General features: G+C 66.0%; 16 protein-coding genes. 10 read left to right on the forward strand and 6 right to left on the reverse strand.

Annotated features, from left to right (window positions below):
• Nucleotides 1-48: 48 nt before the first annotated feature.
• From ACZ1JV_RS10935 to dut, 5 genes are read left to right on the forward strand one after another with little or no spacing between them, the layout of a single operon-like run.
• Nucleotides 49-780 carry a class I SAM-dependent methyltransferase gene (locus ACZ1JV_RS10935; RefSeq protein WP_465136350.1) on the forward strand — a complete coding sequence of 244 codons (732 nt, stop codon included), beginning with the start codon at nucleotides 49-51 and terminating at the stop codon, nucleotides 778-780.
• An 8-nt stretch (nucleotides 781-788) separates the two neighbouring features.
• On the forward strand, nucleotides 789-2357 hold the full coding sequence (gene ubiB, locus ACZ1JV_RS10940; RefSeq protein ID WP_465151581.1) for a 2-polyprenylphenol 6-hydroxylase: 1569 nt from the start codon (nucleotides 789-791) through the stop codon (nucleotides 2355-2357).
• A gap of 23 nt (nucleotides 2358-2380) precedes the next feature.
• Entirely contained in the window at nucleotides 2381-3553 is a 1173-nt protein-coding gene (locus ACZ1JV_RS10945) for a hypothetical protein (protein WP_465151582.1), read from the forward strand.
• Between the two features lie 37 nt (nucleotides 3554-3590).
• Complete coding sequence (locus ACZ1JV_RS10950) at nucleotides 3591-5219, forward strand: bifunctional phosphopantothenoylcysteine decarboxylase/phosphopantothenate synthase (RefSeq protein ID WP_465136347.1); 1629 nt, start codon at nucleotides 3591-3593, stop codon at nucleotides 5217-5219.
• Nucleotides 5200-5673, forward strand: coding sequence for a dUTP diphosphatase (gene dut / locus ACZ1JV_RS10955; protein WP_465151583.1), 474 nt, complete (start codon nucleotides 5200-5202; stop codon nucleotides 5671-5673). Before ACZ1JV_RS10950 ends, dut begins: the two co-directional genes overlap by 20 nt.
• Nucleotides 5674-5694: 21 nt before the next feature.
• Here dut and ACZ1JV_RS10960 read toward each other — a convergent pair whose 3' ends face one another.
• From ACZ1JV_RS10960 to ACZ1JV_RS10970, 3 genes are all read right to left on the reverse strand, one after another.
• A complete protein-coding gene (locus ACZ1JV_RS10960; protein ID WP_465151584.1) occupies nucleotides 5695-5871 on the reverse strand; it encodes a hypothetical protein in 177 nt (58 codons plus the stop codon).
• Between the two features lie 262 nt (nucleotides 5872-6133).
• Complete coding sequence (locus tag ACZ1JV_RS10965) at nucleotides 6134-6313, reverse strand: hypothetical protein (RefSeq protein ID WP_465151585.1); 180 nt, start codon at nucleotides 6311-6313, stop codon at nucleotides 6134-6136.
• 141 nt (nucleotides 6314-6454) lie between these two features.
• On the reverse strand, nucleotides 6455-7132 hold the full coding sequence (locus ACZ1JV_RS10970; protein ID WP_465136343.1) for a DUF4136 domain-containing protein: 678 nt from the start codon (nucleotides 7130-7132) through the stop codon (nucleotides 6455-6457).
• A 203-nt stretch (nucleotides 7133-7335) separates the two neighbouring features.
• Between ACZ1JV_RS10970 and ACZ1JV_RS10975 the strand changes: the two genes are divergently transcribed.
• Nucleotides 7336-8007: an MOSC domain-containing protein gene (locus ACZ1JV_RS10975; protein WP_465151586.1), complete on the forward strand. Its 672-nt coding sequence runs from the start codon at nucleotides 7336-7338 to the stop codon at nucleotides 8005-8007.
• Between the two features lie 215 nt (nucleotides 8008-8222).
• Nucleotides 8223-8744 (forward strand): hypothetical protein, encoded by a 522-nt coding sequence (locus ACZ1JV_RS10980; protein ID WP_465151587.1) that lies wholly within the window; start codon nucleotides 8223-8225, stop codon nucleotides 8742-8744.
• 49 nt (nucleotides 8745-8793) lie between these two features.
• Here the strand turns inward: ACZ1JV_RS10980 and trpS are convergent, their stop codons facing one another.
• The 3 genes from trpS to secB all read right to left on the reverse strand — a co-directional run bounded on the left by trpS (nucleotide 8794) and on the right by secB (nucleotide 12353).
• The gene (trpS, locus tag ACZ1JV_RS10985; protein ID WP_465151588.1) at nucleotides 8794-9813 is read right to left on the reverse strand and encodes a tryptophan--tRNA ligase; all 1020 of its coding nucleotides are present in this window, start codon (nucleotides 9811-9813) and stop codon (nucleotides 8794-8796) included.
• Nucleotides 9814-10168: 355 nt separating this feature from the next.
• A complete protein-coding gene (gene murJ / locus ACZ1JV_RS10990; RefSeq protein ID WP_465136339.1) occupies nucleotides 10169-11737 on the reverse strand; it encodes a murein biosynthesis integral membrane protein MurJ in 1569 nt (522 codons plus the stop codon).
• Between the two features lie 100 nt (nucleotides 11738-11837).
• A complete protein-coding gene (secB, locus tag ACZ1JV_RS10995; RefSeq protein WP_465136338.1) occupies nucleotides 11838-12353 on the reverse strand; it encodes a protein-export chaperone SecB in 516 nt (171 codons plus the stop codon).
• A 386-nt stretch (nucleotides 12354-12739) separates the two neighbouring features.
• Here secB and ACZ1JV_RS11000 point away from each other — a divergent pair, with 386 nt between their 5' ends.
• The 3 genes from ACZ1JV_RS11000 (at nucleotide 12740) to ACZ1JV_RS11010 (ending at nucleotide 15379) form a co-directional block, all read left to right on the forward strand.
• On the forward strand, nucleotides 12740-13435 hold the full coding sequence (locus ACZ1JV_RS11000) for a Tim44/TimA family putative adaptor protein (RefSeq protein ID WP_465136337.1): 696 nt from the start codon (nucleotides 12740-12742) through the stop codon (nucleotides 13433-13435).
• A 166-nt stretch (nucleotides 13436-13601) separates the two neighbouring features.
• Nucleotides 13602-14807: a murein transglycosylase A gene (mltA, locus tag ACZ1JV_RS11005; RefSeq protein WP_465152548.1), complete on the forward strand. Its 1206-nt coding sequence runs from the start codon at nucleotides 13602-13604 to the stop codon at nucleotides 14805-14807.
• On the forward strand, nucleotides 14804-15379 hold the full coding sequence (locus tag ACZ1JV_RS11010) for a Smr/MutS family protein (RefSeq protein ID WP_465151589.1): 576 nt from the start codon (nucleotides 14804-14806) through the stop codon (nucleotides 15377-15379). The genes mltA and ACZ1JV_RS11010 overlap by 4 nt, the downstream gene beginning before the upstream one ends.
• The last annotated feature ends 9 nt before the right edge of the window (nucleotides 15380-15388 follow it).

Below are 15388 nucleotides of genomic sequence, written 5' to 3' on the forward strand. Positions count from 1 at the left end.
CAAAACTCCGGTGGCGCCCGCGCGGCCGGACGGCTAGAGGACTGCGCCATGAGCGAAACGGTTTCCTTCGGCTACGAGGATGTGGCCACCGACGAGAAGGAGGCGCGCGTCGGCGCGGTCTTCTCCAGCGTTGCACGCAAGTACGACGTGATGAACGATGCCATGTCGGCAGGCATGCACCGGCTCTGGAAGGACAAGTTCGTGCGCCGCGTGAAGCCGCATCGCGACGAGCAGATCCTCGACATGGCGGGCGGCACGGGCGATATCGCCTTCCGCATGGCCGCGCAGGGCGCCTCGATCACCGTGTCGGACATCAATCAGGACATGCTGGACGTCGGCATCGAACGCGCGATGGAGCGCGGCATCGACGGCCTCGTCTGGTCGCGCCAGAATGCCGAGGAACTCTCGTTCCCCGCGCGCCACTTCGATGCCTATACGATCGCCTTCGGCATCCGCAACGTCACCCATATCGACAAGGCACTGGCCGAGGCGCACCGCGTGCTGAAGTTCGGCGGGCGTTTCTTCTGCCTGGAATTCTCAACCACCGAATGGCCGGGCTTCAAGGAAGTCTACGACGTCTATTCGCACCATCTGGTGCCGAAGATCGGGCAGGCCATTGCCGGGGACGCCGAATCGTATCGCTACCTGATCGAATCGATCCGCCGCTTCCCGCCGATGCCGGAATTCGAGAAGATGATCCGCGCGGCTGGTTTCAAGCACACCAAGGTGGAGCCGATCATGGGTGGCCTGGTCGCAATCCATTCGGGCTGGAAAGTGTAACCAGGCGCGTGACGGGTTCGACGACGCATATCCTGCGGCTCCTCAAATGGGGCCGCGTCCTTGCGCGCCACGGGGCGCTGCGCGGGATCGAGAATGACCGCAATGCCCCGGCGCAAGTGAAGCGCCTGTGCCGGATCGCCCGCTTCGGCGCGCGGCAGCCGGTAGAGCCGGACTATGCCGGTGCCTTTCAGGAAATCGGCCCGGCGGCAATCAAGCTGGGGCAGGCGCTGGCCACCCGGCCCGATCTGGTCGGCGAAGGCCCCGCGCACAATCTGCTGACTTTGCAGGACAGCCTGCCGCCGGTGGCGTTCTCCGAAATCCGCCATGTGATCGAGAGCAGCTTCGGCCGTCCGCTCGAACAGATCTTCGCTTCTATCGACGAGAATCCGGTAGGCGCCGCCTCGATCGCGCAAGTCCACCGCGCAGTCACGCCCGATGGCCGCGAGGTGGCCGTAAAGGTGCTGCGCCCCGGCATCCGCGAGCAGTTCGCGCGCGATGTCGAGACTTACGAATGGGCCGCCGCGCATCTCGAAGCGCTGGGCGGGGAGGCCGCACGCCTGCGCCCGCGCGCGGTCGTCGCCAATCTGAAGCGCTGGACCTTGCGCGAACTCGATCTGCGCCGCGAGGCCGCTTCCGCATCGGAACTGACCGATGCGATGAAGGGCACGCATGGCTACCGCGTGCCGGATATCGACTGGGACCGTACCAACGGTCAGGTGCTGACGATCGAATGGATCGGCGCCACCAAGATGAGCAATATCGAGGGGCTGCGCGCGGCCGGGCACGATCTGCCCAAGCTGGCGCACAAGCTGGTGCTCACCTTCCTGACGCAGGCGATTTCCTGCGGGTTCTTCCATGCCGACATGCACCAGGGCAACCTGTTCGTGGAGCAGGACGGCACGATCGTCGCCATCGATTTCGGCATCATGGGCCGCATCAACCGGCAGGCGCGGCTGTGGCTGGCGGAAATCCTCTATGGCCTGACCACCGGCAACTATCGCCGCGTGGCAGAGATCCATTTCGAGGCGCAATACGTGCCGAGCTACCACACGGTGGAAGAGTTCGCGACCGCACTGCGCGCCGTGGGCGAGCCGATGCGCGGCAAGCCGGTGTCCGAACTCTCGGTGGGCCAGATGCTCGACGGGCTGTTCGCGATCACCCGCGATTTCGACATGGCCGTGCAGCCGCACCTGCTGCTGCTGCAGAAGACCATGGTGATGGTCGAAGGGCTGGCCACCGCGCTCGATCCCGGCATCAACATGTGGGACGTCTCGGCGCCCTTCGTAAAGAGCTGGATTCGCGACGAACTGGGGCCGGAGGCGGTCATTGCCGACCGTCTGCGCGAAGACCTGGGCACCCTGTTCCGCCTGCCCGCGCTGGTGCGGCGGATCGAGGAGAAGTTCCCGCCCAAGGGCGGCGCGCCCGAACAGGCGCCGCTGCCGGATGTCGACCTTATTCTCGGCCTGGGGGAATCTCGTAAACCCGAAAGTAACCACTGGTTAGGCTATGGTCTGGCGGCAATCCTTGGGGGTGTTGCTGCATGGGCGCTGACGTACTGGACTCTGCTGGGGCATTGAGCCTTTCCGAAGGAGCGGCGCCTGTGCCCGCTCCTACACCCGCCTCTGTGACCCGCTTTGCGGCATGGCCGGTCTGGCTGGCGCGGCTGGCGCTGGCTTTGCTGGCGGCCTTGCTGGTGGCTTCGGCCATGGTGCCGGTGGCCAAGTCCGGCAATCGCTCGCCCTGGGCCGGACCGGTGGAAGGGCCGGTCTCGACATCCGCAAAGCCGGGTGCTGCGGGCAATCCCGCTGCGGCAAAGCCCTATGACGAGGACATCGCCCTCTACGAAGTGGCGATCGCCCGCGTGGCCAAGGGTGAGAACTATTACAGCTTTATCGTCCCCGAACAGCGCGCGCGCGACTATCCGGTGAATCCGGCCATCGCGGTGCGCCTGCCGACGCTGGCCTATCTCGATGCCTGGCTGGGCAGCGCGGGGCAGATCGCCGCCGCCGTCGCGCTGATGGTGGGCATCATCGTCGTATGGTGGCGCAAGCTGGGCGAGGCGGGCGTCTCGCCTCGCCTCAAGCGCATGGCCGTGGCGCTGGCCTTCGTCGGCGCGTCGCTGGGCCTGAACCGGCATTACTTCCCGCTGCACGAGCTTTGGGCGGGCGGGTTGATCGCATTGTCGCTGGGCCTGCATCGGATCGGCACGCGAGGGCAGGGCGGCCGCTGGCATGCCGCTTTCGCTGCCGCCGCGCTCGCGCTGGCGATCCGCGAGCATTCGCTGCCTTTCGTCGCGCTGATGGCCGCGACCGCGCTATGGCAGCGCAACTGGCGCGAGGCGGCGGCTTGGAGCGCGCTGATCGCGGTGTTCTTCGCTGTGCTCGCCTGGCACCTTTCGGTCATTGCGCAGCAGGTGCTGCCCAGCGATGCGCACTCCGCGCCCTGGCTGGTCATGCGCGGGCTGCCGGGTTGGCTCTCCAATGTCGTCCAGTCCAGCAATTTGCGCTGGCTGCCGCACTGGCTGGCGGGCCCGGCGGTGGTGCTGATGACCTTCGGCTGGCTCGGCTGGAACCGGGCGGAGGGCGCGTTCGCCTTCCTGCTGGCGGCGGGCTACGGCGTGCTGTTCATGGCGGCGGGGCGGTGGGACAATTTCTACTGGGGGGCGATGATCGCGCCTGCCATGTTCGCTGGCATCGCCTTCGCGCCACGTGCGGTGGCAGGGCTTGTGGTTGCTGCAAAGCTCGCCAAATCTCCGGCAAACACCCTAAACTGATTGCGCACCCATGAACGCTGTTGCACAAGCCCGGACCATGAGTGGTCCCCGTATTCTTCTGGTCATCGGCGGCGGTATCGCGGCCTACAAGGCCTGCGAACTGGTGCGCCATATCCGCAAGGAAGGCGGCGAGGTGACTTGCGTGCTGACCGAGGGCGGATCGCATTTCGTCACCCCGATGGCGCTGGCCGCGCTGTCCGAACGGCCGGTTTACACCTCGCTGTTCGACCTCAAGAACGAGGTCGAGATGGGCCATATCCAGCTGAGCCGGGAGGCTGATCTGGTGGTGGTCTGCCCGGCGACGGCGGACCTGATGGCCAAGATGGCCTCCGGCATTGCCGACGATCTGGCCACGACGATGATGCTGGCGACCGACAAGCCGGTCATGGCCGTGCCGGCGATGAACGTGCGCATGTGGCAGCACGCCGCCACCGTGCGCAACGTGCAGACGCTGCGCGATGCCGGCGTGGATGTGATGGAGCCCGATGAGGGCACCATGGCATGCGGTGAGTTCGGCCCCGGCCGCCTGCCCGATCCCATTGCGATCTGGCAGCGCATTGCCTGGGCGCTGGGGCTTGGCCCGGTGGAAGTGGCGCCATTGCCCGGTTCGGTGCCATCGCTGCCGCAGCCCGAGGTGGGCCTCGATCTCGCCAATCCCTTCCCGTGGCAGCCGCAGTTCGCCGCGCCGGAACCGGAGCCTACCGCCGAGGAAAGCCCCTCCGAAAGCGAAGGCTACGGCCTTGGCGGGCTGAGCGGATCGATGATCAGCCGCGGCCTCCAGAAGGCCAAGCGCGCGATCAGTTTCGGCGCGCCGGACAATGATGGTGCAATGTTCGACCCGCTCGCGGATGGCGGCGCGATTGCCGATCCGGCGGCAGGCCTGCTGGTCGTCAAGAAGGGCGCGGCGCGGTCAGCCCCGCCGACCGATCCCGATGCGATCAACCACACCGTTTCGCAGGCCTCCGTGCCGCAGCCTTTCGGCGCCGCGCCCGAAGTGCCGTTCGAAAAGCCGGCCGATGGCCCGCTCTCGGGCCGCCATGTGCTGGTGACGGCGGGCCCGACGTGGGAGCCGATCGATCCGGTGCGCTACATCGCCAACCGTTCTTCCGGCAAGCAGGGCTTCGCCATCGCCGCCGCTGCCGCGCAGGCCGGCGCGCGGGTCACGCTGGTGGCCGGCCCTGTCCATCTGCCGACGCCGCCGGGCGTGGACCGGGTGGACGTGGAAAGCGCGCAGCAGATGGCCGATGCGGTAAAGCAGGCGCTGCCGGCAGACATCGCGGTAATGGTCGCCGCCGTGGCGGACTGGCGCACGATCAGCGTTGCCAAGGACAAGCTGAAGAAGCGCGGATCGGCCCCGCCGGCACTGCTGCTGACCGAAAACCCCGACATTCTCGCCAGCGTTGCCGCGCGGCCAGACCGGCCGCCGCTGCTGATCGGCTTCGCCGCCGAGACCGAAGACGTGATCCGCTACGCCAAGGAAAAGCGCAAGCGCAAGGGCGCGGACTGGATCATTGCCAACGACGTTTCCGGCGATGTGATGGGCGGCGATGTCAATGCCGTGCACATCGTGCGCGGTGACGATGTGATTTCTCTTCCCGAAATGCCCAAGGAGGAGGTTGCGCGCCTCCTCGTCGAAAGGTTCACCGATGCACTCCCCCGACAATGACGTTCCCGTTGCCGTAAAGGTCCTCCCGCACGGAGAGGGCCTGCCGCTGCCGGTCTATGCCACCGACGGCGCGGCAGGGATGGATATCGTCTCGGCCGAGGATGTGACGCTGGCCCCCGGCGGCCGCCATGCCGTCGCCACCGGCCTTGCCATGGCGATCCCGGCAGGCTTCGAGATCCAGGTGCGCCCGCGTTCGGGCCTTGCGCTGAAGCATGGCATCTCGGTGCCGAATTCGCCCGGCACCATCGATTCCGACTATCGCGGCGAGCTGAAGGTGATCCTGATCAACCACGGTGCCGAGGCATTCGATATCCGCCGCGGCGACCGCGTGGCGCAGCTCGTGCTGGCCCCCGTCACCCGCGCCTCGTGGCTGCAGGTGGAGGAACTGGACGAAACCCTGCGCGGTGAGGGCGGCTTCGGCTCGACCGGCGGCGTGGTGGCACTGGGGAACTGATTTCCCGGCTTTGGTGGGGGCTCAGGCGTTCGAGAAGACGCCGAGCGCCCACAGCCCCAGCATGATGATCAGCGCTAGCGCTGCGATGGTACTGAGGCACCCCTTCCAGCCCCAACGGCGCTGAATTTCGTCTGAGGCTGCATCCATCGCAGCTTCGGCGACGCCACCGGCGATCTGTCCAAGAATGTCGTCGACCATGCGCGACCCGTTCTGCTTTCCGCGCGGATTGGCAAGTGAAAGCACTGAAAGGTCAGGGCGTTGTTCTCTGTCTGATGACCTCCACAAACCAATCCCGTCATCCCCGCGAACGCGGGGATCGCTTTTCTTTAGCGCGCGAGGAAGCGGGGCCCCCGCCTGCGCGGGGGCGACGAAATGTTTGAGGCTAACAGGGTGTTTGAAGCTAATTTGTTTGAAGCAAACCGGCGCGATCGGCAAAATTCGCCGCTACCAATCCTCGCTCTCAATCCTCGCGATTGATTCGCGCGCGCCTCTCGCGGTGGCGTTTGAGGCTGTACCAGCCCACGCCGCCGACCCCCGCAATGGCCGCCAAGCCTTTGGCAAGGGCTGAGAAGGCCGATGTCAGCGCTCCTACGGTCACCCCCCAGAAGAGCTGCGACATGATGGCCATGAAGGTATTCATTCGTGGGGGGCTATATCCGGCACGGCCTAGGGGAGATAGCCCCATAAAGCAGAAACGGGCCCACCGGTTGCCCGGCGAGCCCGCTTCTGCCCCGTTCCGGACTACCTCCCGCCACGTCGCGGCGGGGGCAGTCCTATCGGATCACTTCTTTTCCGGCGCCACCGAGATGCGCAGCGTCTCACCCGAATTGCCGGGGAAGTTGGTGAACATCGCCTCGATCAGGTTGGGCACCAGATACTGCAGGCGGTTCGAGGTGGAGACCGCCTCGGCCTTGCCTTCGAACAGGCGCTGGTTGTCCACCGCACGGTCGATCTTCAGCGAGATGCCGCTGGTGAAGACGGTGTAGCTATCCACGCCGCCCGAGAAGAACGGATCGTACCAGCCCATCGCCCAGGGGCCACCGCCCCAGCCGCCCCAACCGCGTCCGTAGAAGCCGCGGCCGTAGAAGCCCGGGCCGTACCACGGGCTCCAGAAACCGCCCATGCCGGGGGTGGAGCGCACGCGTTCGCGGCCGGTATCGACGCCATAGTCGAAGCGCACGATCAGCGTTGCCTTGGCGGGATCGTCCACCGGCGTGTAGCCCAGCTTGGCGATGCGATCGCGCACCAGCGCGGCGTAAGTGGCGAATTCCAGGCCGCCGGCGAGCTTGGGATCATCGGCGACGACCACGAAGGATTGCCCTTCCGGCGCCGGAAGCTGCGTCCGGAAACGCGAAACGTTGGCATTGAAGGGGGTGGCGCAAGCGGCCAGCGCCATGAGAAGCACGGCGACGGCTGCGACCCTAAGCCTGCCGAAGTGCGTTCCGGGATTGTTTGTCATTGGTCTTACTCCATGAACCCTTAGGCCCGAAACGCCCTTTCCCAAGCGCGGCCCGCGATTCCTTGCGACTCTGCCTTATTATCAATGCCCTGAATAGCGGTTGAATGGTGGCACAACTGTGATGGACCGTTGCTGCGTTCATTCGCCGGTCAGGGGATCGGTCCCGGCTTGAGTTAGCTACCGCTATGTAGGACTCATCGGGCATGACCACCAGTGCCACCCCCTTAATTTCCGTGCCGATTCGTTCGGTTCAATGCGGCCCGGTCGCGCCTTTTCGCGGGGCGGACGAGCCCAGCGCCATCGGCAAGCATTCGGTGATCGGCCCGGTGCGCGTCCATCGGCTGGGTCTGGAGGGGGACGCGCAGGCGGATCTGACGGTCCACGGTGGGCCGGACAAGGCGATCCATCACTATCCACACGATCACTATGCCTTCTGGCGCGGCGTGCTGGGCGATCACCCGCTGCTGGCAGACTATGGCGCCTTTGGAGAGAACATCGCCACCGATGGCCTGACCGAGGATGCGATCTGCATTGGCGATCGCTGGCGGCTGGGCAGTGCGCTGGTGGAAGTGAGCCAGGGCCGCCAGCCGTGCTGGAAGCTGGACCATCGATTCGATGGAGCGGCGGTCAACGCCGGCGTAGTGAAATCGCGCCGCGCGGGTTGGTACTACCGGGTGATCGAGGAAGGCGACGTCGCCGCCGGGGATGCGATGCAGCTGGTCGCGCGGCCATGGCCCGAATGGAATGTGCAGCGCGTGTTCGGTTTGCTGATCGCCGGGGACCACAAGAAGGACCGCGAAGGGCTGGAGGCACTGGGCGAAGTGGACGCGCTGGCCGAGTCGTGGGCGCGGCGGCGGGCAAAGCTTTTGGCTTGACCTGTCACGGCGGAATGGCCGGTGTCAGCTTCCCATTTTCCATCAAGGTGTTGGGTGCGAGTGGCCAATAATATCTCGCGAAATTAAATGGATACGCCATCGACGCTTTATTCCATCCCGGAATAACGACTTAAGAATATCCGTTTGACCTCCCTTCGGGCGGGCGTAGCCGCTTCGTCCGACGCCCCTGCGTGATGGCCGGGCGAAGTCTTGCTGTGACCTACAGCTCCCGACTTCACGGCATCGGCGCCACCGCACTTTTCGATGTGGGATCGGAAAGTGACTCTAAGGTGGAGGGCTTCATGGTCAGATTGGGATATGTTCTGGCGCTGGCTGCCGCATGTGCGCCGGCGACGCCTGCGGCTTCGGCGCCGGCTGAAAGCGAGATCACCGCCATCGGTCAACGCAATCAGGGGCCGGAATGGCTGGGCATCTACGGGCCCGGCAGCGATGGCATCTACTCCGCGCGGATCGATCTGACCGGCCTCGACCTGAACGGGCAAGCGGGGCAGGCGGAAATGGCGTCGCGCGTGCGGCGCGGCGTCAGGGTGCTATGCAGCTATGCCGTGTTCGATCCGTCCCGGCACCAGCAGGTCGCCGCGCCGGAGCGTGCGAGGCTGGATTGCTTTCACGATACTTACGCGTCGGTCACGCCGCGAATGGCCGCGATCGGTCCGGGTGGGCCGCAGTCGCATCTGGCGATGACGATCGCCGCGCCTGCGACCATGGCGCGATAGGATAGGGTGGAGGGGCGATCCATGCCGGACCGCCCCCACCATAACGCGATCAGCCGCGAACCAGACCCAGCGCTTCGTAGGTCTTCTCCAGCGTCGGGATCGCCAGCGCGCGGGCCTTTTCGGCGCCCTTCTTCAGGATCGCGTCCAGCGCCGCACGGTCCTGCCGCAGTTCGACGAAGCGCGCGTTGATCGGCGAAAGCTTCTCCACCAGCAGTTCGCCCAGTGCCGGCTTGAACGCGCCGAAGCCCTGGCCGCCGAACTGCGCCAGCACCGCATCGACCGTGGTGCCGGCCATCACCGCATAGATCGAGACGAGGTTGTTCGCCTCCGCACGGCCTTCCAGACCGGCCTTTTCCGAAGGCAGCGGCTCGGGATCGGTCTTGGCCTTCTTCACCTTCTGCATGATGGTGTCGGCGTCGTCGGTCATGTTGATGCGGCCCATGTCCGAAGGGTCGGACTTGCTCATCTTCGAGGTGCCGTCGCGCAGGCTCATGATGCGGGCGGCTTCGGGCGGGATGAACGGCGCGGGCAGCGTGAACAGCGGCGCGTCTTCGGCGCAGAAGTCGTTGTTGAACTTCTGCGCGATGTCGCGCGCGAGTTCCAGGTGCTGCTTCTGGTCCTCGCCCACCGGCACGTGGGTGGACTGATAGATCAGCACGTCGGCGGCCTGCAGCACCGGATAAGTGAACAGCGCGACCGACTGGCCTTCGCGGTTCTTGCCGGCCTTGTCCTTCCACTGCGTCATGCGGTTCAGCCAGCCCATGCGCGCGGTGCCGTTCAGCAGCCACTGCATTTCCGCGTGCTGGGGCACTTGCGCCTGGTTGAACAGGATCGAGCGATCGGGATCGATCCCGCAGGCGACGAGGGCGGCCACCATCTCGCGCGTGTTGGCCGAAAGGTCGGCCGGGGTGTGCGGCATCGAGATCGCATGAAGATCGGCCAGGAAGTAGAGGCACTCACCGCCGCTGGCGGTGGCGTCGTCCTGCATCGAGACCCAGTTGCGGATGGCGCCCAGGTAGTTGCCGAGGTGCAGGTTGCCGGTGGGCTGAATGCCGGAGACGATACGCATGGACGCGTCCTTCGCGATTTATGGGTTGTCAGATGTGTGGTTTGGGTGCGCCGGTTGGGGCGCGCAGGCAGGCAGGGTCAGCGCGAAACGCGCGCGACACTCCGCCATCGCCACGAGAGGCGACGGGTTTCGGCAGACTTCGGATGCGAAAGGCTCTGCATGGGCGTGGCTCATAGCATAGTTGACCGCTGAGGGAAGAGCGTCCGTCCCGTTGCCAATACCCACCCCGTCATCCCCGCGAAGGCGGGGATCCCGCTTGTTCTTTCGGCTGGGCCAATAGGAAGCGGGGCCCCCGCCTTCGCGGGGGCGACGGAGTTTTAGGTCATGGCTGCCGAAGGAGCCCATTCGGTGCGCTTTACGCCGCCTTGCGACGGCGCAGCAGGGCCAGATCGTCACGGGTGAAGGCGCCGGTCACCAAGGTTGCCAGCGCGTAGACCACGCCGCCTGCCGAAACGAGCACTGCCAGCGCAAGGCCGCGCATCAGCCAGCTGCCGTGGAGGTAGGGCGTCAGCATGTCCTCCCCGAACCACAGCACCACGCCCATGGCGATGGCGGCCAGCGCAAGGCGCGGCGCGCGGCGCTTCAGGCGGGCGTCGACCTGGAAATGGCCGCGCTTCACCAGCGTCCAGTAGAGCATGGCGACGTTGACGGTGGAGGCGATGGCGGTGGCCAGCGGCGGCCCCATGTGCTGCAGCGGCATGATCAGCGCGAGGTTGAGCACGAGGTTCACCGCCATCGAGATCATCGCATAGCGCACCGGCGTGCGGGTGTCCTGACGGGCGTAAAACCCCGGCGTCAGCACTTTGACGAGGATATAGCTGGGCAGGCCGACCGAGAAGGCGGCCAGCGCCTCTGCAGTGCGGGCCACGTCGCCCGCATCGAACTTGCCATAGCCGAACAGCGCGGCGGCGATCGGCTGGCCGCAGACGATCAGCGCCACCGAGGCGGGCAGGGTGAGCAGCAGCGCCAGTTCCATGCCGCGGTTCTGCGTGTCCATCGCCGCGGCATCCTCCCCGCCGCCAAGCTGGCGCGAGATGGTGGGCAGCAGCACGGTGCCAAGGCCGATGCCGATCAGGCCCAGCGGCAGCTGGTTTAGTCGGTCCGCCATGTAGATGTACGTGACCGAACCGTGGGCAAGGAAGGTGGCGGCAAGGAAGGTGGAGACCACAAGATTGATCTGCACTGCGCCGGCACCGGCGGCAGCGGGCCAGATCAAGGCCAGCAACCGCTTGACGTCAGGATTCCAGACCGGCGCGCGCAGGCGCATCGGTACACCGTTGGCGCGACAGGCGAAGTAGAGCCAGATCAGCTGCAACACGCCCGAGACCGAGACGGCGATGGCCTGATTGCGCGCCGTCACCAACGGATCGGCGGAGTGGAAGCCCAGTATCGCAACGATCTGCGTCACGTTCAGCAGGATCGGCGCGGCGGCGTTGACCCAGAACTTGTTGAGCGAGTTCAGGATGCCGCCTAGCAGCGAAACGACGCTGATCAGCCCCAGATAGGGAATGGTGAGGCGGCTGAGCATGACCGCGAAGGCGAACTGGTCATGCGAAACGCCGTTGAAGCCGCCGGAGAGCACCAAGGTCACCGGCCAGGCGAAGACTTCCAGAATGATGGTCATCACCACCAGGATCGGCAACAACACCGAAAGCGCCTGTTCGGCAAAGGTGATGCCTGCCGGAAGCCCGGGCCCGTCCTTGTCCGCCACCTTCTGGTTGAACATCGGGATGAAGGCCGATGCGAAGGCCCCTTCCGCGAACAGTGCGCGGAACATGTTGGGCAGGCGGAAGGCGATCAGGAACGCGTCCGAGGCGAAGCCCGCACCGACGAAGCGCGCGAACAGACTGTCCCGCACGAGCCCGAGCACGCGGCTGGCGAGCGTAAGGCCGCCGACACTGGCAAGCGCCTTGGTAAGATTCATGCCCCTCGGGGTCCCCAAATATCAAAAGGCCCGCCCGCGCCCTTCGCCATTGCTGGCAGGGTGCGGACGGGCCTGAATGTCATCGGCTTTGGCGCGCGGCTCAGGCGTGGCCGGCCGGTTCGCCCATGCCTTCGGCTTCGGCCTGCTGCCGGGCGGCGAGCTGCTGGAAGTAGAGGCCGTTGAAATCGATCGGCTCCAGCATCAGCGGCGGGTAGCCGGCATCGCGCACGGCGTCGGCAACGACGCGGCGGGCGAACGGGAACAGGATGCGCGGCGCTTCGGCATAGAGGAAGGCGTGCATGCTGGGCTCGTCCAGATTGCGCATGCCGACGAGGCCGCAATAGCTGAGATCCACGACATAGGCGGTGCCTTCGTCAGCCTTGGCGGCGACGGTGATCTTCAGTTCGACTTCGTGCACTTCGCCGTCGATCGGACGGGCGCCGATGTTGAACTGGATGTCCACCTGCGGCTGGTTCTGCCACGAGAAGCTCTGCGGCGCATTCGGGTTCTCTACCGAGAGGTCCTTCACGTACTGCGAGATGATGCCGGCGGCCGGCGCATTATCGTCGGCATTGCCGAGGTTGATGTCGGAGATGACGTTGCCTTCGTCGGCCATTTCGATTCTGTCCCGTCTATAAGGATACGGATGAAAGTCTGGTAAAAGTCAGCGGGGCGCGTAGCGCGTTTTCGCGGGCGGTGGAAGGTACGGTGCGGATTTTGTTGCGGGGGCTTTTTTGGCCCGAAAGGGGCAACCCGTTGCAGGTCTGCGCGTTGGACAAGGAAGGAAAAGCGGGATCGCCGCGCGGATTGACGAAAAAATCCCCGATTCCGCCGCTCACACGTTGTTCATTTGTAAACTGTACCTATCTGAGGTTATGATGACGCTTCCGGGCGCGTGCCCGGCCTCTATGTGGACTTGGGCGATTCGCCCCCTCTCCGCACTTTGCCGAGGCTCGCACCACCCGAAAAAGAAGCGTCCAAGCAAAGGATGGACAAAGGAACGTGACACCGGAAATCGTGATCCTGGCCATGATCGCAGCCTTCCTTGGCCTGCGGCTCTATTCGGTACTCGGCCGTCGTGCCGAGCATGAGGAAGAGCCGATCCAGGGACGCTTCGAGGGCCGCCAGGGCCAGCCCGGTGCGCCGCGCGTCCCCGTGCAGCCCAAGGCCGAGGTAAAGCCCGACGCCAAGCAGGCCGAACGGCAGCCCTTCGCGCCGCGCCAGCGGGAAATGCCCCTTGCGCCGCCCTCGGTTGAGCGTGGTCTTGCCGAAATCGCCAATGCGGACCGTCGCTTCGACGCTTTCGCTTTCGTCGAAGGTGCGCGCAGCGCCTACCGCCTGATTCTGGAATCGTTCTGGAAGGGCGACAAGGCAGAGCTTCGCGCCCTGTGCGACGGCGACGTCTACGACAGCTTCAGCGGCGCCATCGATGCGCGGCTTGCAGCCGGCGAAACGCTGGACAACCGCCTGATCCGCATCGAGGAAGCCGCGATCGTCAGCGCCGGTGTCGACAACGGGCTTGCCCGCATCACCATCCGCTTCCGTTCGGACATTGCGGCGGTGACGCGCGATGCCGAAGGTCACGTGATCGCCGGTTCGCTGGACGATGCGATCGAGGCGGTGGACATCTGGACCTTCAGCCGCCGCGTCGATGCCGTTGGCCCCGACTGGCTGCTCGACGAAACGGACGCAGGGTAAGTTCGAAACGCCGCTTAGTCGGTTGATTTCAGGAATTTGATCCCACAAGGATCGAGAGGCCGGGCCGAAAGGTCCGGCCTCTTGTTGTGTGGTGCGGAGGATCGACTTGCAGGCAGCTTTGGTGAAACGCGGGACGGATTTGCCGATCCGCCCGTTCCCGGTTCGTATGGGAGCGGTTCTGCTGGCGATGGCGCTGCTGGCCGGCTGCGCGCGCGTGATCCCCGGTGGCACCGGGCCGGGCGTGGCCCCGCCGCCGATTTCGCCGCCGACTTCGCCAACCACGCCCACTCCGCCGCCGCCCGCCAATGCCGTGGCGCTGGGCGTGCGCGCTGGACCGCCCATTGCCAGCCTGCAAGTGGGCGCGGCCGATGGCGCCGCCGCGCTGGCCTCTTTCCGCGAAAGCTGCCCCAGCGTTTCCAAACGCACCGACAGCAGCGGCCTGACCCGCCCCGCCGACTGGCAGCCCGCCTGTGCCGCCGCTGCGAAATGGCCCAGCGCCAGTGCCACGCAGTTCTTCCAGACCTATTTTGAGACGGTAAAAGTCGGCGACGGGCGCGGCTTCGCCACGGGCTATTATGAGCCGGAGATTGCCGGCGCCCGCCAGCATCTGCCCGGCTATGACGTGCCGATCTACGGCATGCCCGCCGATCTCGTGCGCGCACAGCCGGGCGATGCAGCGCCCAATGCCAAGGGCCAGATGCCGCTGGGCCGCTATGACCAGTCCGGTATTTTCGTACCCTATTACGATCGCGGCGCGATCGAGGATGGCGCGCTGGCCAATCGCGGGCTGGAGATCGCCTGGGCGCGCGACGCAGTGGAGGTGTTCTTCCTGCAAGTGCAAGGCTCCGGCCGGTTGCGCGCGCCGGACGGTACGGTGATGCGCATCGGCTATGCCGGGCAGAACGGACTGCCTTACACCGGCATCGGCGCGGTCATGCGCGATCAGGGGCTGGTCGGCACCGGGCCGGGGCAATATCCCGGCTCGATGCAGGGCATCATGCAGTATATCCATGACCATCCGGTCGAGGGTGATGTGCTGATGCGCCAGAACCAGTCCTGGGTATTCTTCCGCGAACTGACCGGCGACGGTCCGCTCGGCGCGCTGGGCGTGCCGGTGCGCGCGCACGCCTCGGTCGCCGCCGATCCCAAGTTCGTGCCGCTGGGCGCGCCGGTCTGGCTCTCGCTGGACCGCAGCGAGGCCTCCGGCGTGTGGATCGCGCAGGACACCGGCGGCGCGATCAAGGGCGCCAACCGTTTCGACACCTTCTGGGGCGCGGGCGATCAGGCGCGGCTGACGGCCGGCGGCATGAGTGGACGCGGCGAGGCGCTGGTGCTCGTCCCCAAGGGCACGCTTTCGCGTCTGCAGCCATGAGAAGACCGGGACGGCGACTGACGGCGGAAGAGGCACAAGTCTGGGCGCAAGTCGCCCGGACGGTGACACCGCTTGAAAAGCGCCGGCCCAAGGCAGTGGCACCCGAGCCGGTTCCGGCCCAGATCGTCGTCTCTCCTCCGCCCCCTCCGGCGAAGAAGGTGAAGGGCCGCATGCCCCCGCCGTTGCCCCCAAAACCTGCCCCCGCCAAGCCGCAGACAGAGGCGCAGCTTCAGCTCGATGGGTCGTGGGAGAAGCGCATTTCCAAGGGCACGCTGGCGCCCGATTTCAGCCTGGACCTGCACGGATCGAGTCTCGATCAGGCCTATGTCCGGCTGATGCACGGGCTGACGCAGGCCAAATCGATGGGCGCGCGCGTGGTGCTGGTGGTGACCGGCAAGTCGCGCCCGGTCGACGCCATGGATCGCGGCACCGCGCGCGGCGCCATCCGCGCCAAGATCACCGACTGGCTGGCGGCCAGCGAGCACTCGCACGACATCGTCGCCATTCGCGGCGCCCACCGCCGCCACGGCGGGCAGGGTGCGCTTTACGTGGTGCTGAAGAAACGCCGATAGAGCGAGGGG

Source organism: Novosphingobium sp. BL-S-19 (genome assembly GCF_055521675.1).